This is a genomic window from Bradyrhizobium sp. Ai1a-2 (assembly GCF_000426245.1).
Taxonomy (GTDB): Bacteria; Pseudomonadota; Alphaproteobacteria; order Rhizobiales; family Xanthobacteraceae; genus Bradyrhizobium.
In genome coordinates, this window is sequence record NZ_AUEZ01000035.1 from 47,610 (window position 1) to 71,603 (window position 23,994).

General features: G+C 57.8%; 20 protein-coding genes. 10 read left to right on the forward strand and 10 right to left on the reverse strand.

The genetic code is table 11. The annotated features are described in order from the left end of the window. Positions 1 to 95: 95 nt before the first annotated feature. The 3 genes from K288_RS0122030 to K288_RS0122040 form a co-directional block, all read right to left on the reverse strand. On the reverse strand, positions 96 to 1,415 hold the full coding sequence (locus K288_RS0122030) for a WcaI family glycosyltransferase (RefSeq protein WP_027581516.1): 1,320 nt from the start codon (positions 1,413 to 1,415) through the stop codon (positions 96 to 98). A 66-nt stretch (positions 1,416 to 1,481) separates the two neighbouring features. Beyond that, complete coding sequence (locus K288_RS0122035; protein ID WP_084799686.1) at positions 1,482 to 2,459, reverse strand: GDP-L-fucose synthase; 978 nt, start codon at positions 2,457 to 2,459, stop codon at positions 1,482 to 1,484. A gap of 717 nt (positions 2,460 to 3,176) precedes the next feature. Beyond that, the gene (locus K288_RS0122040; protein WP_027581518.1) at positions 3,177 to 4,268 is read right to left on the reverse strand and encodes an ABC transporter substrate-binding protein; all 1,092 of its coding nucleotides are present in this window, start codon (positions 4,266 to 4,268) and stop codon (positions 3,177 to 3,179) included. 185 nt (positions 4,269 to 4,453) lie between these two features. Between K288_RS0122040 and K288_RS46190 the strand changes: the two genes are divergently transcribed. The 8 genes from K288_RS46190 to K288_RS0122080 all read left to right on the forward strand — a co-directional run bounded on the left by K288_RS46190 (position 4,454) and on the right by K288_RS0122080 (position 13,270). Continuing rightward, positions 4,454 to 5,953, forward strand: coding sequence for an undecaprenyl-phosphate glucose phosphotransferase (locus K288_RS46190; protein WP_084799688.1), 1,500 nt, complete (start codon positions 4,454 to 4,456; stop codon positions 5,951 to 5,953). A gap of 14 nt (positions 5,954 to 5,967) precedes the next feature. After that, positions 5,968 to 6,222, forward strand: coding sequence for a sugar transferase (locus tag K288_RS0122050; protein WP_084799679.1), 255 nt, complete (start codon positions 5,968 to 5,970; stop codon positions 6,220 to 6,222). Between the two features lie 33 nt (positions 6,223 to 6,255). Beyond that, positions 6,256 to 6,882: a hypothetical protein gene (locus K288_RS0122055; RefSeq protein ID WP_152535621.1), complete on the forward strand. Its 627-nt coding sequence runs from the start codon at positions 6,256 to 6,258 to the stop codon at positions 6,880 to 6,882. A 94-nt stretch (positions 6,883 to 6,976) separates the two neighbouring features. Continuing rightward, positions 6,977 to 8,089, forward strand: coding sequence for a glycosyltransferase family 4 protein (locus K288_RS50745; RefSeq protein ID WP_084799680.1), 1,113 nt, complete (start codon positions 6,977 to 6,979; stop codon positions 8,087 to 8,089). A 23-nt stretch (positions 8,090 to 8,112) separates the two neighbouring features. Beyond that, positions 8,113 to 9,264 (forward strand): glycosyltransferase, encoded by a 1,152-nt coding sequence (locus K288_RS46200; protein ID WP_064737346.1) that lies wholly within the window; start codon positions 8,113 to 8,115, stop codon positions 9,262 to 9,264. Continuing rightward, positions 9,261 to 10,625 carry a hypothetical protein gene (locus K288_RS0122070; RefSeq protein WP_027581521.1) on the forward strand — a complete coding sequence of 455 codons (1,365 nt, stop codon included), beginning with the start codon at positions 9,261 to 9,263 and terminating at the stop codon, positions 10,623 to 10,625. The genes K288_RS46200 and K288_RS0122070 overlap by 4 nt, the downstream gene beginning before the upstream one ends. 9 nt (positions 10,626 to 10,634) lie before the next feature. Then, positions 10,635 to 12,020 carry a glycoside hydrolase family 71 protein gene (locus K288_RS46205; protein ID WP_084799681.1) on the forward strand — a complete coding sequence of 462 codons (1,386 nt, stop codon included), beginning with the start codon at positions 10,635 to 10,637 and terminating at the stop codon, positions 12,018 to 12,020. After that, positions 12,017 to 13,270: a glycosyltransferase gene (locus K288_RS0122080; protein WP_027581522.1), complete on the forward strand. Its 1,254-nt coding sequence runs from the start codon at positions 12,017 to 12,019 to the stop codon at positions 13,268 to 13,270. The genes K288_RS46205 and K288_RS0122080 overlap by 4 nt, the downstream gene beginning before the upstream one ends. An 11-nt stretch (positions 13,271 to 13,281) precedes the next feature. On the opposite strand, the gene K288_RS0122085 is transcribed toward K288_RS0122080, so the two are convergent. From K288_RS0122085 to K288_RS0122120, 7 genes are all read right to left on the reverse strand, one after another. Next, the gene (locus K288_RS0122085; protein ID WP_160168992.1) at positions 13,282 to 14,502 is read right to left on the reverse strand and encodes an oligosaccharide flippase family protein; all 1,221 of its coding nucleotides are present in this window, start codon (positions 14,500 to 14,502) and stop codon (positions 13,282 to 13,284) included. 464 nt (positions 14,503 to 14,966) lie between these two features. Then, on the reverse strand, positions 14,967 to 15,608 hold the full coding sequence (locus K288_RS0122095) for a hypothetical protein (RefSeq protein ID WP_160168993.1): 642 nt from the start codon (positions 15,606 to 15,608) through the stop codon (positions 14,967 to 14,969). A 118-nt stretch (positions 15,609 to 15,726) separates the two neighbouring features. Next, positions 15,727 to 18,033 (reverse strand): polysaccharide biosynthesis tyrosine autokinase, encoded by a 2,307-nt coding sequence (locus K288_RS0122100; RefSeq protein WP_027581526.1) that lies wholly within the window; start codon positions 18,031 to 18,033, stop codon positions 15,727 to 15,729. A gap of 372 nt (positions 18,034 to 18,405) precedes the next feature. Beyond that, positions 18,406 to 19,035, reverse strand: a complete 630-nt coding sequence (locus tag K288_RS54200) for a hypothetical protein (RefSeq protein ID WP_027581527.1) — start codon at positions 19,033 to 19,035, stop codon at positions 18,406 to 18,408. A 120-nt stretch (positions 19,036 to 19,155) separates the two neighbouring features. Next, on the reverse strand, positions 19,156 to 20,634 hold the full coding sequence (locus tag K288_RS0122110) for an O-antigen ligase family protein (protein ID WP_027581528.1): 1,479 nt from the start codon (positions 20,632 to 20,634) through the stop codon (positions 19,156 to 19,158). Between the two features lie 62 nt (positions 20,635 to 20,696). Next, a complete protein-coding gene (locus K288_RS0122115) occupies positions 20,697 to 21,281 on the reverse strand; it encodes a hypothetical protein (protein ID WP_051334662.1) in 585 nt (194 codons plus the stop codon). A 100-nt stretch (positions 21,282 to 21,381) separates the two neighbouring features. Beyond that, positions 21,382 to 22,581, reverse strand: coding sequence for a polysaccharide biosynthesis/export family protein (locus K288_RS0122120; RefSeq protein WP_027581530.1), 1,200 nt, complete (start codon positions 22,579 to 22,581; stop codon positions 21,382 to 21,384). Between the two features lie 343 nt (positions 22,582 to 22,924). On the opposite strand from K288_RS0122120, the gene K288_RS0122125 reads away from it, so the two are divergent. Further along, the gene (locus K288_RS0122125) at positions 22,925 to 23,458 is read left to right on the forward strand and encodes a hypothetical protein (RefSeq protein ID WP_244443212.1); all 534 of its coding nucleotides are present in this window, start codon (positions 22,925 to 22,927) and stop codon (positions 23,456 to 23,458) included. 142 nt (positions 23,459 to 23,600) lie between these two features. Further along, positions 23,601 to 23,876 (forward strand): hypothetical protein, encoded by a 276-nt coding sequence (locus tag K288_RS0122130; protein ID WP_027581532.1) that lies wholly within the window; start codon positions 23,601 to 23,603, stop codon positions 23,874 to 23,876. Positions 23,877 to 23,994 lie beyond the last annotated feature (118 nt).

Below are 23,994 nucleotides of genomic sequence, written 5' to 3' on the forward strand. Positions count from 1 at the left end.
ATCCAGCTCTATCGTTTTGTTTGAGCATGATCTCCGCGCACGCGCCTCGCGTTTGTCGCGAGGGAAAACCGGTTTCCACTTTTCCGGATCATGCTCTATTTGCCTGTCAGGCGCACCTGCTCCTTGACGGGAAGCAACAGCGCTTCCGGCTGGAGCTGTGTCCCACCACTGCTGTGCGGCCTGCCGCTATCATCATCGATGGCGAGCATCTCCCTCAGCCATTGATGGATGATGCTTTCCCTGTTCCAACGTTCAAGCGCGCGCGTCCTGCCCTGCTTGCCGAGGACATTTCGAAGCGGTTCATCTTCGCCGAGCGTTCGGACAGCTTCGGCCAGCGCATTCGCATCACCTGGTGGGACAACCAAACCGGCGCCTTCCACTTCATCGGCCAGCCCGGTGCCCGATCCCGCCATAGCGATCACCGGCCGCCCGGACGAGAAGATGGCTCCGAGCTTCGAGGGCAGGACGAGATCTGCCGCCTCCGCCCGCTGCGGAATCAGGTGAATATCCGCGGTCGCCATCAACGCGGCAAAACGATCATTGGGCTGCAAGCCAAGGAAATGAACGTTGCCGCGCCCCCGCGACATCTCCACGAGCTTTGGCTTGTGAGGTCCCTCTCCGGCGAGAATAAAATGCACGTTGGGGTGGCTTGCTTCGAGAGCGGACGCCGCCTCCACGACGAGGTCGAGCCCCTGCTTGTTCGACATCGTCCCAGAGTAGAGGGCGACGACGTCGTCTTCCCCGATCTTGAGTTCAGTCCGGAAATTGACCGTTGCCGGACCTGGAGTGATTGCGCCGGTGTCGATCCAGTTTCGAACCTCCCTCACCTTCTCCGGCGGAATCCCCTTGTCTTTGAGACGTCGCGACATCTGCGGTGAGATCGTGGAGACGCGGTCGAAAGATTTCAGGATCCTCGCTTCCGCGCGCAGCATCAGCCGACGGAGCCTTTGGTTCTGCAGGAGGCCGAGATCAAAGGCCGCATCCACTTCAAAGTCCTGCACATGTAGCCAGGACTTCGTCCCGGTCAGGCGCGCGGCGACGGCAACGAAAGCCGCGGATGTCAGCGATGGAGCCACCGAAAGCATGATGTCGGGTCGCCACGAGAGCGCCGTCCGCACCAGAGGGATCGCGCTCGCCAACGCAAAAGAGGCGTGGTGAACGAGCCGCTTGGCTCCCGATGGGCGGGCAGGCACGTAGATTGGCGTACGGATCACCTGCACGCCATTCAGCTTTCTGGACCGGAAGTACCAGGATCTGAAGCCCCGGGGAATTCGCCACGCTGGATAGTACGGCGGTGCAGTGATCACTCGGACGTCGTGGCCTTCGGCCACAAGACTTTCGCAGAGCTCAGTGTTGTATTTCGCGACGCCGACGAGATCGGGCGCGTAGTTGATGCCCACCAGAAGTATTCGCATTCCAATGCAGACCAATTAAAGATGTTAAGTCTTTTTAGTTTTCTTAAGCGAGATGCTCGCTTCCGTTCAGTCTGACGCACTTGGACTAAGCTCGAGGTTGCGGCCGTATCCCCGGAGAAAATCGGCATAGGCAGCGGCGAGGCCGGCACGCATCGAAATCTGCGGGCGCCAGCCGAGTTCGCGGATGCGCGAGCTATCGAGGAGCTTGCGCGGCGTGCCGTCGGGCTTGCTGACGTCGAAGACGAACTTGCCTTGATAACCGACGACTTCGGCGACAAGGGTCGCGAAGTCGGCGATCGAAAGTTCGTCGCCGCTGCCGACATTGATCGGCATGTCCTGCGAATACCGTTTCAGGAGAAACGCGCAGGCATCCGCCAGATCATCGACGTTGAGGAATTCGCGGAGCGGCGTGCCAGTGCCCCACACCGTGACCGTCGGCGCTCCCGCAAGCTTGGCTTCTTGAAAGCGACGGATCAGCGCCGCAGGAACGTGGCTGTGATCCGGATGATAGTTGTCGCCCTTGCCATAGAGATTGGTGGGCATGGCCGAGATGAAGTCGTCGCCGAATTGACGACGATAGGCCTGGCACATCTTCAGACCGGCGATCTTGGCGATCGCGTACCACTCGTTGGTGGGCTCAAGCGGGCCCGTCAGCAGTTGGTCTTCGCTGATCGGCTGCGCTGCATGCTTGGGATAGATGCATGAAGACCCCAGGAACAGCAGGCGCTGAACCCCGATCGCGTGACTGGCGCGGACCACGTTCAATTCAACCGAGAGATTGTCGCAGAGAAAGTCGACCGGGAAATTGTTGTTGGCGCCGATACCCCCGACCTTTGCGGCGGCGTGCACCACGACCTCAGGCCGGTTTGCTTCAAACCAGCGAAGCGTCGCCTCTTCCCTGGCGAGATCGAGCGTGCTTCGGTCTGCCGTCAGAATAGTGCAACTCTCGGTTGAAAGCCGACGTACGATCGCTGAGCCGACCATACCTCGGTGTCCTGCGACAAAGATTCGTTTGCCTGCAAGATCGTAATGAAAAGGCGCCATCATGCGCCCCCTTCCGCGTGCCCCGCGCGGAAAAACAGACAATGAAAACTCATTTCAAAAAATGCCCAACCCGCACTGCGCGCTTGCAGCCCCAAGCGCGAGAACTTGCTAACACAAGCTTCAGCATCAGACAGCCCCACGCCCAAGGTCACCATAGTTCATGGTGAAGACAGAGAGCCGCACAAAGTTGCGTCAACACACGGCGCAAGAAGGCAGCAGCGACTTAAGCTACTGCGCCGGTGAATCCAGCTTTGTGCGGTGCTCTAGTACGCGCGCCGAAGAACTGTCGTGCCGGGAGTTACGCAGACACGATCCCAATACCATCCGTACGGCGTTTCAACGCGGACGCGCGGACAACGACGCCACGGCACGTAGTGGTGAGGATAAGGTTGTCCCCAGAAGGTAACGGCCTGCACGCCATTGTCTGCTCGAAGCATGGCTGCCGTTGCCGGCATCTGAACAGCGGCCGTGGCCGAACTTGCCATGAGGGCGACGCCAAACGTCAACCCAATAACCCCAGCGAATGTCTTGAGCATCAAAACCCCCTTGCCCCAACGGCGCATCCCGAAGCCCGCCGTCGCCGACGGTTACAGGGAAGCGAGAAATCGCAGAAAATAAAGCCCCAACAGCTTTAAGTTTATCAACGCCAGGAAACGAGCGCAACTTGACCACGACGATCCGCGCGTCGCTGTGCTTTATCGGCATCGGTTGCGGTGTTCAGGGATTGCCGGGCCACGCCCCTGGGCCTTCAAGATCGGGCGAGCGGCGGTAGACGTCGCGAACGAAGCCGTAATTTACCGCTTGCGGCAGCGGCACCGTCTCCTCGCCAAGCTTTGCGAACATCAAAATGTCACGCAACGTTCGCCAGCGGCTTTCGTCATATTCCGCGATTCGCATCCCTGTCGGTGAGACGAGGTCGCGCTGTTGCTGAAGATCGAAGGTAACGCGGTCCGCTCGCAGGCCGGCGCGATCGAATCCCACGATCAACGGCACGCTGCGTGCATAATCACCATAGGCGAGCTGCCAACCGCGGATGATGGCTCGCAATGCCTGGCCGACGATGGAGGGGCGATCGTGCACGAGATCGGAGCTCGCAAAATAGATCTGGCCCGGCACGTGGATGGCGTATTCCTGCGGCCTGATCATGTTGACGCGGGGCATCCCGGTGTCGGTAGGCATTGGCCGCGCGCCGATGTCCGTGATGATGGCGTCGACCTCGCCTGCGCGCAGCGCCTCCAGATTGTCGCGGTCGGCGACCTTGGTGATCTGGCTTCGCGGCAGGCCGAGCTGCGCCATCATCGCGTCGAAGATCACCTCGCCCTCGCCTCCCCTGAGGACGCCGACCCGCTTGCCGACGAGGTCGGCCGGGCGCCGCAAGCCGGAGCTCTCGAGCGTCAGGATCACGACGGAGGTATCGAGGAAGCTGGCGGCGAATGCCACAACGGGCACGCCGCGCCAGGCCGCCAGCAGGAACTTCTGCCCGGTTGTCACACCGATGGCATGCTCGCGTGCGACCATCTCGACAAAATCCGCGGAGGCTTTCTCCGCGACCGTGATCGTATGACCATCCTGGGCGAACAATCCCTGCTGCTGCGCGAGCATCTCGCCGGCGAAGCGCGCACCGAAGCGGCCGTCGAGGAAGATCCTTGTCTCATTGCGTGCAGGCGCAGGCTTCCGCGCAGGAGCAACGTCGTCGCGCTTGAACGCCAGATAGGCGGCGCTGACGATGGCGAGCGCAGCGACCGCCAGCCAAGCCAGCCGATAGCTGCGCCGCGTCGCTTTGCGCGAGCGCCGGGACGTGCTGCTCAATGAGAAACTCCACGAGATATTCGCAAGGCGCGCAGGGGTGAGATGCAAATGGGATACAATGCCAGCATATTGAGTAAGGTTACTGTTCGGTATCCCTTGTTTTCGTTTCCGTTTGGATTGATACGCTGAGGCCCGGCTGAGCAAGTATTTTCATCGATTTTGTTTTGGCTGGCGGATATTTTTTCATGACGATATTGGCGACGCGTCCGGCCTCACTACCCACGGGAGGCCCACCACTTCAGCCCGCACAAGTTAACGGCCAGCTCCCGGAATGGTCCGGGCGGAGCTGGCTGCGGCCGGCGTTGGTGGAATGGCTGGTGACGGTGGCGGACGGGCTGCTGATCTTCGTCTGCGGCGTCGGCTGCACGGTAGCATATCACCTCCTGATGCAATCGACGCTCGGCAAGACCGACATCTACGCCGCTGCCAGCCTGCTGGTGGCGATCAATTTCGGGCTGCTCGTTACCGTGCAGAAGTGCTACGAGCTGACCGCGATCACCGACCTGCCGCGGCAGCTTCGGATCACGCTGGCAACCTGGACGGGCGTCTTCTCCGCGCTTCTCGCAATTGCCTTCACGATGAAGGTGAGCGAGGAGTTTTCCCGCGGCACCACGATCTCGTTCTATTTGGTCGGGCTGATCGCGCTGTCGCTCTGGAAGACGGTGGCGGCGCGCTGGACGCGGCGGGCGCTGCGCGAAGGCGCGTTTGCCAACAGCCGCGTGGTCGTGATCGCCGAGCAGGGGCTGCAGGCGACTTCGGCGGCGATGCTGGAACTGTGCCAGCACGGCTATCGCCTGATGCGCCTGTTCGAGATCCGCACCAGCGAGCTCGCCTCGCCGCTTCTGATGTCCTCGATCGGCCCGCGCTTCGACGAATTGATCGCTTACGCGCGCGAGCAGCGGATCGAGCACGTGTTCCTGCTGATGAACTGGAGCCGCCAGCACGCGATCGACAGCCTCCTGGACGGGCTGAAGATCCTGCCGATCCCGGTGCACCTGGTGCCCGACGCCAACGTCTCGCGCTTCCTGAAATACCCGCTCATCCACAGCGGCAGCGCCTGGACGGCGGAGCTGCGCCGCGCGCCGCTCAGCTGGAAGGAGCGCGCGGTCAAGCGCGCGCTTGACCTGCTAGGGGCCTCGCTCGCCTTGATCGTGTTCGCGCCGATCATGCTGTTCGCCGCACTCCTGATCAAATGCACCTCGCGAGGTCCGGTGTTCTTCCGCCAGACCCGCAACGGCTTCGGCGGCCGGGCGTTCCGCATCTTCAAATTCCGCACCATGCGCGTGCTGGAGGACGGCCCGACGATCCGCCAGGCGACGAAGAACGACCCGCGCGTGACGCCGGTCGGCAAATGGCTGCGGAGGACCTCGATCGACGAGCTGCCGCAACTCTTCAACGTCCTGAAGGGCGACATGTCCCTGGTCGGCCCCCGCCCCCACGCCGCCGCCCACAACTCCGAATACGAGCAGATCATCGGCAATTACGCGTTCCGGCATCACGTGAAACCGGGGATTACGGGATGGGCCCAGGTGAACGGGTATCGGGGGGAGACGAGGACGGTGGGGATGATGGAAAAGCGGGTGGAGTTTGATCTGTGGTACATCAATAATTGGACGGTGTGGTTGGATCTGCGGATCCTGCTGGGGACGCTAATGGTTACTTTTACACGGCCGACAGCCCACTAACGAGCTAAAGCGGGATGGGACTAGGTCCGCACCAGGCGCTTTCGCGACCGTCCAATCAAAATGTCGAAAACAACCCCATGCAAAGTAGCAATCACGCCTTCCGTCACCCCGTGAAGCCTGGGTATCGGGGCGAGACGAGGACGGTGGGGATGATGGAAAAGCGGGTGGAGTTGAACCTGTGGTACATTAATAATTGGAGCTTGTGGTTGGATGTGAGGATTCTTCTCGCTACCGCGACTAGTGTATTCGGCCAAAGCACTGCTTACTAAACAGAAACTCTACAGAAACTCTGGAGACCCCTTTTGAACGTCATTGAGCGCATTTATCGCGCAGATGAAAGCCGCAAATCGCGCTTTCATACCGCGTCAGGGGCTCTTTGTCTCAACCCGATGGAGCTGAGTTACGCAGCGGCAACGACCTTAAGCCGTCTGCTGTTCGGGTTGCTCGTCAAACGCCCTTGGCTTGTCAATAAGGCAATGCCGATAATTGAACGGCATGTCCACGGCGCTCGTGTATTCGAGTACGGAGCGGGGATGTCAACGCTGTGGTTTGCGGAAAGGGCAATCGAAGTTATCTCTGTAGAATCGAACCCTGAGTGGGCCCAACGCCTGAATGCTGCGTTAACGGCGCGTGGAAAGCCGCCAGTCGCACTTGTCGCGGACGCTGACGCCTACGCTCGCTATATCAGCAGGTGCGACGGCGTCTTTGACATTCTTCTTGTGGACGGAATCGCGCGGCGCAAGTGCGTTGAGGAAGGCGTTTCAAAGCTGAAGAAAGGTGGCCTCCTCATCCTAGACAACACCGACGTCAATACCGACCTTGTTCCTGCAGCTCTTGCTATCGGTGCCTTTCAGGTCAACCGGTACTCAGGCTACGCCCCGGGTTCACTGCATCCCAACGAGACCTCGGTGCTGGTCAAGCTGTTCTGAGAACGCTCATATCGATTCCCAAGTGATCTCAATCGCTGGATGAGCCGGGATACTTCGTTCTCGCGCCAAGGCAACCATTCAGACAAGATGCCTCATGAGTAAGAGCTCGAAGCACATCGTGGCCATTGGACAGATCCCACCTCCAATGGACGGCCTCGCATACATCACCTCCGCATTTGTGGAATTGCTCGGCGAGAAACATAACGTCAGAACGGTCAATATCTCTCCCAAAGCATCGCGGGGCGTCCTCTATCACCTTTCGAGAGCAGCTGCGGTACTAAGAGCTTCAGTCCGTTTGTTCCTTGACGCCACCAAATCAAATCGCATCTGTTACATGCCGTGCCAGAGCGATTTTGGCGTCATTTACACGATCTATCTTCTAGCGGTTGCCAGGGCACTAAATTACCGGAGATGTTTGCATCATCATAACTTCGGTTACATCAACGAATATCGACTCTTGATGAAGATTGTTCTGTCCGTAGCTGGACCGACGACGACGCACATTTTCCTCTGCGATCGGATGCGCGATCGATTTAGCGAAACTTATTGGCGACCGCCTTCGTCAATGGTGATTTCTAACTCCGCGTTTGTTAAGCCAAGCACGTCCGGAGTTGAGCCTCGAGTCCGAGGAATTCCCGGCTTAAATCGTCCGCTCAGGATAGGTCTGCTAAGCAACTTGAACGAGGAGAAGGGACTGTATGTCTTTCTCGATCTGATGCGAGCCATCCGCGAGACCGGGCTGGAGATCAGCGGAAATTTGGCGGGCCCAGCAAAATTGGACAAAGACAAACTCGCAATTGAAGCTGCGCAGAAGGAGTTTGGCCCTCAACTCACCTATTCTGGCCCATTGTATGGCGAGCAAAAGCTGCAGTTTTATGAATCGCTCGACGTGTTCGTATTCCCTACAACTTATGCGAACGAGGCGCAGCCGACGGTCCTGTATGAAGCCCTTGCGGCGGGTAATCTCATTGTGGCCTACGATAGAGGATGCATTGCCTCGCAGGTGAAGCGCGACGGATTGGTTATCGCCCAGAATAAGCCTTTTGTACCCTTCGCGATCTCCTGGCTCGAAGACCTGCTTTCCGAACCGGAATCCTTGCATAATCGTCCGCTAATCACCCAACGAGCACTGGAAATGCATGCATGCGAGCGCGCGAAGGCGCAATGCGCCCTAGATCACCCGCCTGCTGAAAGGACCGCGGCGTGAACATCAGCATCTGGCACAATATAATGTGGTCCCGGTACAAGGCTGTCGTTTTCTCAGCTTTGCATCGAGAAGCGGAGAGGCGCGGAGACCGTGTGACCGTTTACCAAATTGCAGAGACGGAACTAAGAAGAGAATCCCTCGCTCCACTAGATACCTCTTGGCACGAATATCCTTATGTTCTCCTGTTCAAGGGAGCCTACTCTGCGATCCCGAAACTGAAATTGTTTTGGTCCCTTGCAAGCAAAGTCTGGTCGGACAAGGCCGACCTGACAATCCTGACGGGATTCGAACGACCCGAAGTATGGGTCCAGGTGCTTGCGCTTCTCACCCGTCGGAAACGTTTTGCCTTCTTTTGTGATTCAACGATTTTCGACAAACAACAAAGCCTCATAAAGGGTTTGGCTAAACGTATCCTGTTCAGGTCGGCCGACGGCATCTTCTGCTACGGTGAGCGAGCTTCGCAATACCTCAGACACTATGGGGTACCGCCTGAGAAGATTTTTGTACGATGTCAGGCCGCAGCTCTTCCGAGGAACTATTCAGAACAAGCTGCACTGGCACGAAGAATGGAATGCAACGCTCCGATCGATCAGCCTCGATACTTGTACGTAGGTCGCCTCTCTGAGGAAAAAAGCGTCGATAAACTGCTGCACGCGTTCGCTGAGGTGGTGAAGAGCCTTCCAGGCGCAAGACTTGAGGTCGTCGGAAAAGGACCACAGGAACAGCAACTGAGGTCGCTTGCGAATAAACTTCGGCTCAGCGACACCGTGGAATTCGCTGGAGCTAAATTCGACGCCGCGCTGTTTGATGTATACCTATCGGCGACCTGTCTGGTCCTACCCAGTTACAGCGAACCTTGGGGACTAGTGGTCAACGAAAGCCTGAGCTACGGCTGTCCTGTGATCGTCAGTAACCGGTGCGGGTGCGTACCCGAACTGGTAGTCGAGGGCAAAACTGGCTATAGCTTCGCGTGGGATAACCCGTTCGATTTAACCGAGAAGTTGCTCCGCGCACCCGATACCTTCAAGGATGTGGGCGCGACAGCCCGTGCCTGCATTGGACAGATATCGTCTTCTACGCCTCTGACTGCCGCTCACGAGATTCTTGACGGATCGGCAAGGATTTGTGGACGTGACATCCACTTCTCTCACGCGCCTGAGACCTCAACGGGATGATTACCCTTCTGCTACTCTTGGAATTCGTGGTCTGGATAGGATGCCTGCTTCACTGTCAGGTCAACCGCCAGCTAAGTATTTTCCAACCAGTGAGCATTTTGCTCGGCTACCATTTTTTGTTTCATTTGGCCAAGCCGTTTCTCTGGTACTATTTCGACCATAATCACGCATTCGAATATATGCACTTTTACCCCAGTGAACAGGATATTGCGAACTCGATTCTCGTCTCGATAGTAGGCTTATTGACCAGCTACTGGGCGTACGTCTTGTTCTTCAGATACGACAACGACGCAATCAGGGCACGACTTGCGTCCGCAATCGCAATCGCCCGAATTTCCGAAACGACGCGCGCGGTCATCCTCGTTGTGCTGGCTCTTTCGTTTATGGCTTTTGTTCAACGGCTCAGAGGCTATCTGGGTTCAGACGATGGCTTTCAACTCGTTCAGGATGCTCGAACAGGGAACCTCGGCTTTTCGGGAGGTAGCGGCTGGTGGTTTGAGCTGTCTTCTGCTTACGTGTTCTGCGGCATCTATCTTTGGATGACCTCCGGTTTTTCCAGAGCTTGGACAGTTATCATGGTCGCACTGGGATTTCTGTGGTTGACCGTCGGACAATCTAGGTTTGTCTTCGTTTATTGGGCCCTCACCGTTGCGATCCTAGTCCTGGTCCGATCAAGGCTGAATCTACGAAAGGTTCTTTTCTTTCTCCCGCTGGTAACGATCTTGATCAGCGCCTTCGTGGCTCTCGGGCAGAATAGAGCTGCGGTAAGGGACGCAATTTTTGGTGCAAACAGCCCAACGAAGGTGAGTGAGTGGAAGCGAGAATCTCCATTTGATACGCTCGATATTTCAACATTCGAAGTACAGACCGCGGTTGTGGATACAGTTCCGCGGCTTACCAATAGCTACACATACTTTACCGAGCATCTCCGGATCTTGACTGAGCCGATTCCGCGCGCCTTGTGGAGCGACAAGCCCTTCGGCGATCCCATAAAGATGTTCGAAATAAACCGCTTCGTAAATCTCATCAGTTTGTCAACCGGCTGGTATGGGCAGGGCTGGCTTAGCTATGGCATCCTGGGCTTACTCAGTACGTGCATCATCTACGCGATGCTGTCATCGTTTGCGCTTCGTATCCTTTTGAAGAATGGCGGCCCCAATGCCGCCTTCGCGTACGCAGTCCTCATACCCCTTCATCTTCAATGGATGCGAGATGGCGTGCTAGTCTCCGTACTCAAGTTTGCCCTCTTCCTTACAGTGCCGGCAATAATTTCTGCTCTAATGGCATCCCACTTAACGAGAGCGAGTCGAAAGTACGTCCCGCGTAGACAAGCTTCGACTACCTCAACGTCGCATAGATAGGCGGATGAGATGCCTGCACGGTGGGACAAAGCGAACGCATGGCTCAGGACGATCGCTTGCATCCTCTCGACAACCATCAGCTCGCCTTCCAGCGCAAATCAGCATACCGATCGTCTCGTATTCGCACATTACATGGCGTGCTGCCCATTTGCCGGTCGTAACGCTTCAATCGAGTCTCTTCAGCATGAAATGAGTCTCGCTGCCCGCGCCGGGATAGATGGGTTTGCCATCAACGTCGGCGCTTGGCTCAAGGAGCCCTATTATCAAAACATCTCGTCGCGTCTGTTCCAAGCCGCGCAGCAGAGCGGGTTCAAGCTCTTTTTCTCTGCTGACGCAGCGACCGGCCTTTCGTCCGCCGAAGTCGTAGATATGGTCACTCGGTTTTGGAAGGAATCAAGTTACTTAAAGGAATCGGGACGACCTGTATTATCCACCTTTGGTGGATCAATTGAATGGTACCAACAGATACTAGACGAACTGAAAAGCCGAGGAATCTCGATTTTTTTCGTGCCCAACGTGCGTCGTCCCGCATCCCCCGAGAATATCCCAGGTTCACTTATCGAAACCCCTGACAAGGCGACGGTTCAAGCAATACTGTCGGATGTACCTTTCGCGGACGGGCTATTCTATTTTGGCGCGGCTGGAAAATACCATGCGATTTCGAAATCGATTGAAATAGGTTCTGACCTGACCCGCTCGCATTCGAAATTATACATGGCTCCGGTAACACCCTACTATCGAGGACTTAAACAAAATTTTCGTGTGTTCGAGGCGGACGGCTTTGTAGGTATGGCCGAGCAGTGGAAGGCTGCGATTGAATCGAAAGTCGACTGGATCGAGTTGGTAACATGGAACGATTGGGCCGAATCCAGCTATGTACGGCCATTCGAGGGAGAAGCAACGATACCGCTATGGAACAACCACTGGGGGCTACTCGCTGCTCATGATGCATATCTAAGCCTTTCGGAATACTACATCAAATGGTTCAAGACAGGGCAAATGCCCAAGGTTGCCAAGAGCAGGATACATGTGTTCTACCGGCCGCAATCTTCGACTCGCTGCTCGTTGGCGCCCATTGGTTCTTGTCCAAGAGGTTTTGGCGATCTACGCGACCTGATCCATGTCGTTGCCGAGGCTGACAAATCCGTCACGATCGAAATCGCTAACGGATCTGCACATCAGATATTCAGAGGCGCACCCGGTTTAAGTTTCCACAAATTAGCTTTACTGCCGGGCCCGATTAGAATCATTGCTCGTTCGGAAGACGCGTCTGCCGAATGGGAAGCGCCGATACCTTACGACAGCAAGGAAGGCGAGCTAACGACGTTTAACTATCTCGCGGTCTCGCTGGAGTTGAAACCTGGAAGCCAGTCACGCGGATCGAACGAAAAATGATGACTGCTACCTTGAAGGAAGGACGGACAACGGCCAGCTCCAGCGAAATTGGTCGTGGATATATTGTCAACTTCCTGCGCGATCGAGATTCTTACATTGTCCCAAGAGCCCTGGTATCCCGGAATCGGCTTGTTAGGCTGGTAACAGACCTCTACTTCTCCAAAGGCCCCGCGTGGCGTCGACGCCTATTACCCGGCCTTGCCGACCACTACAGCCCCGACGTAGACTCCAAATACGTTGACGAGAGCTTGGCCGCAGCCGCGATCCAGTTTCTAGGAGGACGCCAGCTAAGTCGGATTATCGATACGCACTACATTGCAAATAGATTGCTAGCTCGGAAGACTGCCGCAATATGGAAGGATCATCCTGCTAACCTGCTATTGTATTCGGGTTACGCTCGCGATGCTTTCCGGGCTGCCCAAGGCTCGAATTCACTCAAACTACTGTTTCTTTATCATCCGCACTATCGAATCATCGCTGACCTGCTCAAAGTAGATGCCGAGCATTTTCCGGAATCAGCGAAAGCGCAGCGGTCCGATCGAGAAGTCACCACATGGTGGCGCTGGAAGTTCGCTGATGAAGAAATTGCGCTGGCTGACGGCATTATTACGGCGAGTCAATTTTCGGCGCGGAGCTTAGCACATGCCCGATTTGACAAGCGTACCGCCGTCGTACCTTACTTTTCGAAACTGAGAACAGAGGCATTCAACCCTCGCCACAAGCAAGGTGATAAATGCCGATTCCTTTTTGTCGGCCAAGGCGTCATCCGCAAAGGCATCCATCACCTGTTCCGTGCATGGCGCGAAGCAAAGCTACAGAATGCGCAATTGACCTGCGTATGCGGATATCTCGACCCTAACCTTGCCGAATGTATTCCCTCAGACGTGATCTTGAGGCGTCAACTCGGCTATACGGATCTCCAAGAGGAATACTCTCGATCTCATGTCTTTGTAATGCCCTCAATCATCGAGGGCTTTGGCCTCGTCTACAACGAGGCTCGCAGCCACGGTAACTTCATCATCTACACGGCGAACACTGGCGGCCCCGACATGAATATTGACGCGCAAAGCGGAAAAATGGTTTCGGTGGGAAATGTAACAGAGCTCACAAATCTACTGATCGAAGTAAACCGTCGCTACCACGACCGAGAACTCGACTTTGCGTACATCGCGAGAACGGCTCGAAATCGCGACTGGGACGACTACGTTTCCCAGCTAATCGCGGCATGCGACGAGTTTCAAAATCTGTAGAGCGGCCTATGCTACGCAGTAGTACTCTTAAATTCTTGGCTCTTAGCTTGAAACATCACGAGCATAACAATTGCGGTGATTGCTTGGGAGGCAACAAATGCGTAGGCAGCTCCCCACGCGCCAGCAAAGCGCACGGATAGGAACATTAGAGCCAACATAGGGGCAACAGCATAGACGTCGATCTTACTCGTGATCCATGGCTCACGCATGGCCAGCGCATGTGCCGATATGAATGCCTTGATCGAAGCGAAGACCATACCAAGTACGAGAAGCGGCGCCAAATCTCCAGCCATCGCAAATTTGCTGCCGAAGATCGTGATAACAAGCCATTTGCCGACGAGCACGCTTCCCAAGACGGCAACTGCCGCGCCGAAAAGGATCAGCAGCGCAGATCGACGTTCGATCCTTGACCGCCTTCTTGAATTCACGCTCTGCGCAATTCGTGAAAAATACAGCTGCAAAATCGTTTGCGAATACGCATTGAACATTTGCGCAAACGATACCGACACAACGTATTGAGCCAGAACCTCTGGCGTGACCAACGCACCGACGATGAGCTTGTCAGCATTGTCTCTAATGAGATTTGATATTCGGCTCCCGAAGCTTTGAGTTCCAAGTATGAGGATTTCTTTCAGGTCGGCCCCACGAGGGCTCTCAAGGAAAGCCGATAGGGAGACCTGGTAAAACCCAACCGCTATTGCGAACAGGTGGGCTATGACTATCGAAAGGGCGAAAAGGAAGATTGATGGTGTCGCGACCAACAAAAGGCACAGCAAGGAAATAGGTTGCACCAATTGAACAAGCAGGCGCTGAATATTCCACGCCTTTGTCAGACCAGCACCAGCGAACCAAGCCACAAGACTCAAAGTAATGTAGTTAAGGACAGGATAGCAAGAAAATGCAATGTACGCCCAATATTGATCAGAGGTAGAAATAACCGCCACCAGCGGATAGATAAGAAGCCACGCCAATGATCCGACCAGGCCGTAGGCCATCGACAAAGCGACGTAGTTGGAGTGAGAGAATTTTTCGGAATTCGTCGTTGCTTTATAGGCGACCGCTTCGCTGATCCCGAACGACAATAAGGTGGCGACAACAGTTGATAAGGTTACTTGATAGGCCAATATGCCCCTGTCATTCGGTCCCAACAATCGGGCCGCAGCTACGCCATAACCCAGGTTGGCTAGTTGTACCAATGCTGTGGTTAGCAATGAGTATATGAGCTTGACCACGGCCTTGCCTTCCAAGAACGTCGACAGATTAAATCAGGTGCACGGCCAACGCGGTCCGCTTTTCCCTATGTAGCGTTTGATCCGATGCTACTTCTGCGAGAGCGTATACTTGAAAAACTTCACTCCTCGCATGACACCGAGAATGGTATCGACACGCTTGTAAGGCTGAACGTCAAACTGCTTACATTGCTCTGAACCGTAGTAACAGACCTTTACTTTAATCAGACGCGGACAGCTGTTCTTCACACTAACAACGTGCTCCAACATATCGCGATTGATTGTCTGTGCTCGCGCAGCGGCTTCGATATCAAGACACGGACGACCAAGAGCATCCCTAATAGCATTGCCTGCCTGCTCGGCAGGCCCTTGAGTTGTCAAACTCGTCAACGGCGAATTGGACTGTCCGTGAGCACTAGCAAGGCTGCCAAGGAGTGTTCCGGCTATCACCAAGTATCTGCGAAGTATCATCGGCGCCAGGGCCTCTCATCGTATTCGATACCAGGGATTAGAAGCTTAACTCCGTCCGCGGAGAGCCGCTTCATAAGGCTCTTTCTTGATGCGATATCCACACCTTCAAGAGCGGTCAGCAAGCGCTCCCTTTGCGACCACCCGATTCTCATTAGATTCATCGCCGCTTCTTCAGTAAAGTCTGAGTCGACCAACGCCGCAAACTCTGAGACAACCCTTCGCTGAGTGAAGTCGCTGAGTACCGGAAAAATGGTGAGCGCCACCCAATTGCGTCGAAGTGCGATCCAACCTTCGAGCGGGCCAGCAGCATAAGACTGCTCAAGATAGCTGATGTGCTCGGGGTTGAAGCCGTTGCGCGCCGTCTCCACCGAATAAAGCATTAGCCAGAGGAACGAGTCGGTCGGGATCACGGAAAGCGATGATCTGACCGCTTTATCGGCGTCTTCCACCTCGCGGTCAGCATCATCCGAGCTCTTTCGCTGCATAGCATCTTCGGCCGTGCGCAGCATGATCAGAGCCTCAGCCCGAGGGAGTTCCGGCTGAATGATCGACGGCCGTTGAGCGCCTTTCATGCGCGCCAGTAAGTCTGTCAAAACGCCCGATTGGAAGCGTTCATCTGCAATGACGCGAGCGCTCACGTCCCGCGCCGGTGTCGTCAGCCGGAGCGAAGGCAGGGCGGCAGACGACCACATTACGCCGAGAAGGCCGAACAGTACGGGCAATCCGCGCCACGACGCTTGTTGCACCAAGTGACGATTATTCAACATACCCATAACGGGCGTAGTATTTCTGGTAATAATACCGTCCGTGATACGACTCATACCGCGCCAGCATCTTCGTGTCGGCTTTGTTCAGCACCACGCCGAGCAGCTTGTTCTGGATTTCCGGCGAGCCGCGAAGGTTGTGGCTGACGACGTCGATGTTGGTCCTCCCCCACTCCACCACGAACACATACGAATCCACGAACGACGACGTCACGCGCACATCCACCACCGGCGCCATCGGCGGCATGTCCAGCACCACGTAGTCGAACTTCGAGCGCAGCAGGGTCATCAGCGCGTGCATCGCTTTGGAGGCGAGGATTTCGTTGGTGTGCAGGAGTTTTGAAGTCGTGCCCGCGGGCAGGATCGCGAGCCTGGTGACGGGATCGACCGTCAGCGTGTCCTCGAGCTGCACCTTCTGGGCGACGACGTCGACGAGGCCGCCTTGCGCTGTCGGCACCAGCGCGCGCGACAGCGAGGGGTTGCGCAGGTCGCAATCGACCAGGAGTACGCGCGCGCCGCTATGCGCCATCAATTGCGCGAGGTTGGTCGAGAGCGTGCTCTTGCCTTCGTTCGGCAAGGTCGAGGTCACCGCCAGCACGCGGTTCTCGCGCACGATCGAATTGAGATCGACCGCCACTTTCAGCGAGCGCACGGCCTCGGCGAAGCGCGACAGCGGATTCTCCACGACATAGCGGAGCAGGTCCGGCTCCGGATTGTTCTTCGGCCTTGCGAGCTTGCCGGCGAGCTTCGACTGCAGGCCGGTCGGGAGCTTCGACTGTAGGCCGTCCGGAAGCTTCGACGGCAGGCCGGCCGGCGGCGCCAGCGAGGGCAGGATCGCGATGCAGTTCGTCCCCAGCACCTCCTCCACCTGGCCCGTGGTGCGGAACACCTTGTCGGTGAGCTCGCGCGCCATCGCCGCGCCGAAGCTCAGCATCAAGCCGCCCATCAGCGCGGCGGCGAGGATGATCAACGTCTTCGGAGAGCTCTTCTTCAAGGGCGCGGTCGCCGCGCTGATCACGCGCGCCTCGGTGATCGGGAAGGATTGCTGCTGCACCGATTCCATGTAGCGCTGCAGGAAATTGTCGTACATCGCCTGATAGGACTGCGCGTTGCTCTCGAGCTCGCGCAGCTGGATCTGCGCCTGGTTGGTGAGCTGGGATTCGGAGACGACATTGGCGAGGCTGGTCTTGATCGCCTCCTCGCGCGTCACGGCGATGTCGTAGTCGCTCTTGTAGGATTCCTGGATGCGCTTGAGCTCGTCCTGGATGTTTTTCCTGATCTCGGCCATCTGGCTGCGCAGGTTGACCGCGGCGAGATGCTCGCTGCCATATTTGGACGACCAGATCGATTCCTTCGAGGCCATGTCGACATACTGGCTGCGCAGCTTGACGATGGTGTCGTTCTTCAGCGCGTCGGCGACGGAGGCGTCCGGGATATCCTGCTTGACGATGTCGTTCATGCGGTCGAGTCGCGCCTTGGCTTCCGCAGTCGCCGCATGCGCCAGGATCAGCTGGCTGTTGACCTCGGCAAGCTGCTGCTCGTTCATCAGCCGCCCGCCGGTGTCGACGATGTTGTTGGCGGTCTTGAAATCGACCACGGCGCGCTGCGCGGCGGAGGCCTGCGTGCGCAATTCCTTGATGCGGTCCTGCAGCCAGACGCTGGCGCGGCGGGTCGCCTGATACTTCGCCTCGAGCTGGTCGACGATATAGGCGTCCGCGATCGCATTGGCGATCTTCGCCGCCTTCGCCGGATCGAGCGAGGTGAAGCCGATCTCCATCACATAAGTGAGGCCGAGCCGCTTGATGGTGCGGTTCTTCTCGAACCGCTCCAGCGCCTTGCGCGTCTGTTCGAATTCGGACGGCGCGCTGCCGCTCGAGAACAGGCTGCCGACCGCGCCGATCACGGTGCCGAGCAGGCCGCCGCCTGAGCCGGTGAACTCGGGATCGTCGATCAGATGCAGGTCGCGGATCACAGCCAGGCTGATGTTCTCGGATTTCAGTATCTCGACCTGGGTTTCCACCGTCGCGGAATCCACCGCGATGTCGCCGAGCACGGATTGCTGCTGGAACAGCTGCACCTTGCGGGTGTCGATCACCATCGAGGCGCTCGAGGTGAATTGCGGCGCGGCGGTAAACAGGTAGAGCAGCGCGAGAATCAGGCAGGCCGAGACGATCGCCACCATGGTCGGAAACTGCCGCCTGATGACCTCCAGATAGGAGGTCAGCGTCTGCGTCGGGGAGCTCTCGACTTCGATATATTCGCGGTTGATTTCCGAGGTCGGCTTATTCACCTGCAGCATCTGAAATTCCTGAAATCAACCAGCGTTCAAGTATCAATCGACAAACGGATCGGGATTTTTAATCTGGATCGCCCCGCAGCCCGCGCGAGCGTAAGGAAATACCGTGCCCCAACGCGCGATGCCGTGCGGCAGAATAGCATGGCGCAAGACGGGGATGAACTTAATTGATGCGGCGCAGTCGCACTCCACACACGAGATTTCGCGTGAAGCTTAACGGCGGTCGAGCGTGGTCGGAAAAGCGGTGTCGCTGTTTCGAAAACAGCTCACATACAAGCATGACACTCGCGTGAATGCCCCGTCCAAATACGGAAGAGCGGCGCACTGGCGCCGCTCTCGAAAGCCGGTGAAACGCGTCGGCGGAATCGAACGCGCTCAGCGGCGCGGGCTGACGCTGCTGCTCGTGCTGCCGACGGAGCCGCTGCCGAAGTTCGAGCCGGAGTTGGCATAGTGCAACCCGCCGAACGGGCTGGCGCCGCCATTGTTGCCACCGAACGCGGCACCGAAATTACCGGTCGGCCCGCCGGCGCCCGAACCACCACCAGCGCCGCCACCACCACCGCCGCCGGCCGCAGCGATCGCGACATCGCCGGTCGCGGCCTGATAGGCGGAGATCACGTCCTGGTTGTTGGTGCCGGCGATCGCGCGCTGAATCTCGTCGGCGAAGCTCTGATCGTTCCGTGCCGCAAGCCGCGCAACCTGCGCAAGACCCGCCACGATCGCCCGGACCTGATCCTTGCTGGTGGCCGAATCCTTCAGCAGCCCGATCAGCACCGGAAGCGTCGTGGGATCGGACGCCGCGAGGTCACGCACGCGCGAAATCATCTCCGCGCCGCCTTGCGGATGCTGCTGCAACAGGCTTGTGGGCGAACCCTTGAAGTCCGAAATGATCTGCGCCGCAAGCTGCTGCCGCGGCGGATAGACGGCCGCGCTGGCTGCCGATGATACGGTCGCAACAATGGCCGCCGCCGCGGCCAACCGCAGCGCGAACTTAAGAACGCTCATATAATTCCTCCTGAAATCAGCCGCCCCTGAGCGCGAGAATATCGCTCTGCGCTGCGCAACGTAGCGGAACCGATTCCTGCTGTCCACATGTTCTAAAAACTTCGTTAAGCGGCAAGCGCTTCAAAAATAGACAGTTTTATGAACTTCAAGGGTACGCGGCTGCCGCTCGCCGGCCACGCCGTCGCTTCCCTCCTGCATCTCGCCCGGCTTGATCGCGGCCTCGCCTGAGCGAAACGACTGCGCAAGGCCTGCACCAAAAAGCGCAAAAAACGGAATGCTGTAACCAGGCACCTGGAGGGTGAAGTCGAGCATCGAATGCAAGAGCGAAAGGCAGGCGGTGGCAGCCGCCGCCAGCGGAATGATGACATCGCGTCGCCGCCCGAACACGCCCTTGGCGAGAACGACGAACATCACGATCCAGCCGGCCGCCACCAGCAGCGCGAGCGGTATCCCGACCTCGGAGGCAAGCTCGAGCGGCGTCGAATGCGCGGCGTCCCAGACACCGCGAATCGAAATGTTCGGGCTGCGATACGGCGGAAACGCCCATTGAAACGTGCCCATGCCGGTCCCGAACCAGGGATTGTCGGCGATGATGCGCAGCGTCGACTTCCAGGCTTCCACCCGCCCCTCGTCCACCAATCCTTGCGAGTCAAACCGGCTGGAGACTCGCCCGCCGAGCAGTTGCAACAGACCCAGCGCTACGACGATACCGGAGCCGAGCGAGATCCATATGCCGGTGCGCGGTGGCAGATCCTTCCGCAAGAATACGGTGATTGAAACGATCATCGCCAGCAGCGACAGGCCGACGCCGGCGCGCGAGGTGGTCATGAACATCGCCATCAGGCAGACCAGAAACGCCAGCGCCTGCGGCATGATCTCGCGTGGCGGCATGTCCGCCAGGTCTCTTGAAAGACGTCCCCAGATCAGGCGCCGCTCCGGTATCCGCCGCCGGATCTTCTCGAGGATCAGCAGCATCCAGATCACCGCGCAGGAGCCGAAATAGGCGGCTGCCGTGTTGCGGTTGATGAAAGTCCCGGTGACGCTGCCGAGATAGGCCGTCTTGTCGCGCCACAGAATCATGGTGGGCTCGATCAGGAACGACAACACGCCATAGAGCGCGTAGATCGCGCCCGAGGCTGCGATCACCCACAGGATCAACCGCGCCCGCTCACGCTCCGCCCCGATGATCAGGCCAAGCAGCAGCGCCAGGATGTTCGCGAGCGGCGCGCCGAGCGCAAAGAACGATTCGTTCTTGACGATGGACGCGGATGGCGCAATCGGCGTGCCGAGCAGGTCAGAGGCTTGCTTCCAGATCGGATGAAATGGCGCAAGCCAGGGGCGGTCGGAAAGCTGCTCGTGCAGCACGAATGCGTATCCCGCAATGATCACCCCGATACCAGCGACGATCCATGCGTGTTCGCTTCGAAGCGCGCGGGTGGAGGCGAGCGTCAGCGCGAGACCCAGGCAGAGGCACCAAAAGGCAATCGAGAGATCGTTGGTGGAGCCGAACGGGAACGGCGCGCCGGCAACGACAAAAACCAAGATGCTGGTGGAAAGCAGGTTTCTCGACCACCGGATATTGAGCCTGCCTAGCCGCATGGGCCTCTTCGCGCGAATCTCATTCTTTCAGGTTTCTTGCTTTCAGGTTTCTTGCAAGTTTCTCAGAAGAAGCAGTCGATCGGATAGATCTTCAGGTCGACATTCAGCCGGCTGTCCCTCGTTTGCGCGCGCACCGCATAGAAGGAGCCGCTCTCGTCGCTGCCCTGCCCCAGCTTGATGCCCGGCGTGAGTTCATCGGCGGGCACGCGAAGCCCGATGTGACGATTGACGGACGAGACCTCGATGCCGTTCTCGTCGCCACCGAAATTCGCCTTGATCTCCGTGACCGTAACCTTCGGCAAACCCCGTCGCTGATGACAGGTCTGCTCCTCCCAGATCTTGGTTTGCACAACGAGCGGTGTGCTCGCGTTTTCTGGAACGACGATATCGGAAAAGGACGGTGAAAGCATACCAAAATAGCGCGATTCCTGAGAGTTCGCCGACAGACGCACCGTAAAGGAAAGCGCTCCTTTCGAACCGCGCATGCGATCCATCAGGGGAGCATTCGGCTCGGCAGAGACAAGGACATCGATCCTGTGGCGAACGCCGAGCGTCTCAGAACGGGCCCGACCTTCGCTTGCCAGCAAGCCGATCACCGCGCACGCCGCCGCAGCAAGGTGACCCCGCCCGAGCCGAACCAACAGCATGTGGCCTCTACAGATCTGAGCAACACAAAGTTTGCTCATAAACGCAAAACGGCACCGAGACAAAGTCACGGTGCCATTTTGTTTGCCGGGCCGAGGTGAGTTACGGCGCGAGCTTGATGTTGTTGCGGAAGATCAGCGAGTCGTTCGCGAGGTTAACCGCATCGCCGCCGGTCGCCATGATCACCCGCAGGAAGGTCAGGAACTTCGCAACTTCCACGTTACGCGAGTTCGAGACGTAGAGGATGTCCTGGTTCTTCATCATCACCTTGGTGGCGAGGAAGAAGCCACCGGGATCGCGGAAGTTCACGCTGAAGATGACCGGGATCGTGTCCGAGGTGTACTTGCTGGTGTCGATGCCGAGCTGAGCCGCCACATCACGCGGTTCGCGACGATACAGGAACACCGCTGCCGGGTCGGCCTGGGAGTCGAGCAGACCGCCCGCCTTGCCCACCGCTTCCCCGAGATTGATGCGCCAGGCGTCGAAATTGAACTCGCCGCTCTGGCCGCTTGCGCCGAACGCGAGGAATTTCTGCTGTTCGCGGTGGACATAGATGCTGTCGTCGGGACGAACGTAGATATTGTTTTCCGGCGCCATCACGAGATTCTCGAACGGCACCGTGGCGCGCTTGCCATTGCGCTCCAGCATGACCCAGGTCTCGAAGCCCTGGCCCTTGATGCCGCCCGCACGGGTGATGGCGTCAAGCACCTTGTCTTTGGCACCAGCGGCGCTCGCCGGATAGCGCGCCGGCGTGTTGACCTCGCCGAGCACGCTGATGAGCTGCGTGCGCTGGCTCGCCATCGCGACGACGGCCTGCGGCTCGATCGCGCGATTGCCGATGCGCTCGATGATTGCCCGCTGAATCTCGACCGCGGTACGGCCGGCGGCCCTGATCTGACCGGCATAGGGCACGGTGATAAAGCCGTCGTTATCCACCGACTGGTCGGGAATGGTCACGAAGTTACCCGGACGCACGCCTGCTTCCGCCGGGATGAAAAGACCGCCCGCAGCAGCTTCGAAGATCGTGACGCTGACGACGTCGCCAATGCCGAACACGATGCTCGCCGGCGGCCGCTGGTCGGTGAAGGCGCCCGCGAGGCCCTTCGGCTCGTGGGTGTGAAGGATCTTCACCGTGGTCGCATTGATCGGAATGAGCTCGTATTGCGGTCCATTCTCGGTCGTTTGGGAAAGAACATCGTCGGTGAGCGGCCCGGATCCCGGATTGGTCGAGCAACCAGCAAGGGCCAAACTTACCAACAAAACAGACGTGCTCAAAAATGAGCTCTTGGCAAACCAAAACATGAATCGCCCCAACTTCCCCAATGACGGAAGTCGTACGGCGCTGTTCGCACTGCGACAAGACGTTCCCGCCCCGAATAAATAGTTAACGGCGATTTGGAACCGTGAGTGTTGCGTTGGCGCAACTACGGGATGCGGATCAACGGTATCATGATCAAATATGCAACATTTATGACAGGCAGTCTGCCCTTTACAGGTATTTAGTTAAGGCCCTTCGTGAAGGTGGTAGCTCATCGTCCGAGTTTCCCAACCCGCACCGGTTTGCTAAGCCTTAGCCCGAATTTTTGGCCCGAATTACCGTATCGGAGCACCTTTTCACATGCTTCCAGCCTTGGGATTGCTGCTGATGCTCGGGCAAACCGGCGTCGGACCGGCCAGCCGATTGGCTTATGAGAACACTGTCTGTCACGCCACAGGTTCAGCGCAGGTCTGCAGGATGACCCCGATACCTGTGGCCAATATGTCGAACTGGAAGTTCAGCCGAACCCAGGGGACCAAGGCAGACGAGAGCTTTGTTGCCATCATGAAGACGGCCGATACCCGGCAGTCTGATCCGGATTTCGCCGGCCTGATCATCCGCTGTGCGCCGAAGGGCAAGGTCGAAGTGCTGGTGGCGCTGATCCGGCCTTTTCCGCCGCGCAGTCATCCCCAGGTGACCCTTGCCTCCGCGGGATTCTCCCAGAGCTTCGAGGCCACGATGGCCGCCGCAGGAGCAGCGGTGCTCCTGCCCGAGGAAGCAGGCGTGCTGGCCAGCGGCAAATGGCAGTCGACGCCCTCATTGACGGTGACCGTCAAGGAAACCACAAGCGAAATCAAAGGTATCGTTGCGCTCAACGGACTCCGCGAAGCCTACGGCACGTTGCTGGCAAGCTGCAGCTAGAGCTTCCTGTTTTGACGCCCGTTATCTTCATGCGAACCGGTACCCACTCGCTTGAAAACGCTCTGGTAGCTGCAATCCGTCTGTCCGACTTAAGCGCGTTTTAAGGTCTGGAGCCGACACTCCGAACCAGGAGTGTGTGCGTATGGCTCAGGTTGCAATATTCAGCTTTCTTTTTGGCGCCGTCTTCGGATTGCGCTTCAAGGTGTTCGTGCTTCTGCCGCTGACCCTTGCGACTGGCGCAATCGCACTCCTGATCGCCCCGATCCTTTCCTTGACGCTGGTCGAAAGCCTCGCCGGCTTTGCAATCGGCGCGCTCACCCTCCACAGCGGATATCTGTTCGGATCATTCACGCGCTTCGCCGTGGCGGCCGCGCGGGCAACGCGCGCTGTGGCTCGTCCGCTCAAGACGGCCCGCTGATCCGACGCCGCACTTGCAGATTCGGCTGTCACGACCGCTTCTTTGAAAAGCAGCGGACGGAAGCTATGGTGCCGACTCGGTCCAGGCATTTTTTGAGCAGTCCGATTGTCCTTAGCTT

Bases quoted from the DNA above. Each gene is read 5' to 3' on its own strand.
- K288_RS0122030 (WP_027581516.1), bottom strand. From the start codon at position 1,415: ATGCGAATACTTCTGGTGGGCATCAACTACGCGCCCGATCTCGTCGGC.
- K288_RS0122035 (WP_084799686.1), bottom strand. From the start codon at position 2,459: ATGGCGCCTTTTCATTACGATCTTGCAGGCAAACGAATCTTTGTCGCA.
- K288_RS46190 (WP_084799688.1), top strand. From the start codon at position 4,454: ATGACGATATTGGCGACGCGTCCGGCCTCACTACCCACGGGAGGCCCA.
- K288_RS0122050 (WP_084799679.1), top strand. From the start codon at position 5,968: ATGGGACTAGGTCCGCACCAGGCGCTTTCGCGACCGTCCAATCAAAAT.
- K288_RS50745 (WP_084799680.1), top strand. From the start codon at position 6,977: ATGAGTAAGAGCTCGAAGCACATCGTGGCCATTGGACAGATCCCACCT.
- K288_RS46200 (WP_064737346.1), top strand. From the start codon at position 8,113: ATGTGGTCCCGGTACAAGGCTGTCGTTTTCTCAGCTTTGCATCGAGAA.
- K288_RS0122070 (WP_027581521.1), top strand. From the start codon at position 9,261: ATGATTACCCTTCTGCTACTCTTGGAATTCGTGGTCTGGATAGGATGC.
- K288_RS46205 (WP_084799681.1), top strand. From the start codon at position 10,635: ATGCCTGCACGGTGGGACAAAGCGAACGCATGGCTCAGGACGATCGCT.
- K288_RS0122080 (WP_027581522.1), top strand. From the start codon at position 12,017: ATGATGACTGCTACCTTGAAGGAAGGACGGACAACGGCCAGCTCCAGC.
- K288_RS0122100 (WP_027581526.1), bottom strand. From the start codon at position 18,033: ATGCTGCAGGTGAATAAGCCGACCTCGGAAATCAACCGCGAATATATC.
- K288_RS54200 (WP_027581527.1), bottom strand. From the start codon at position 19,035: ATGAGCGTTCTTAAGTTCGCGCTGCGGTTGGCCGCGGCGGCGGCCATT.
- K288_RS0122110 (WP_027581528.1), bottom strand. From the start codon at position 20,634: ATGCGGCTAGGCAGGCTCAATATCCGGTGGTCGAGAAACCTGCTTTCC.
- K288_RS0122115 (WP_051334662.1), bottom strand. From the start codon at position 21,281: ATGCTGTTGGTTCGGCTCGGGCGGGGTCACCTTGCTGCGGCGGCGTGC.
- K288_RS0122120 (WP_027581530.1), bottom strand. From the start codon at position 22,581: ATGTTTTGGTTTGCCAAGAGCTCATTTTTGAGCACGTCTGTTTTGTTG.
- K288_RS0122125 (WP_244443212.1), top strand. From the start codon at position 22,925: ATGCTCGGGCAAACCGGCGTCGGACCGGCCAGCCGATTGGCTTATGAG.
- K288_RS0122130 (WP_027581532.1), top strand. From the start codon at position 23,601: ATGGCTCAGGTTGCAATATTCAGCTTTCTTTTTGGCGCCGTCTTCGGA.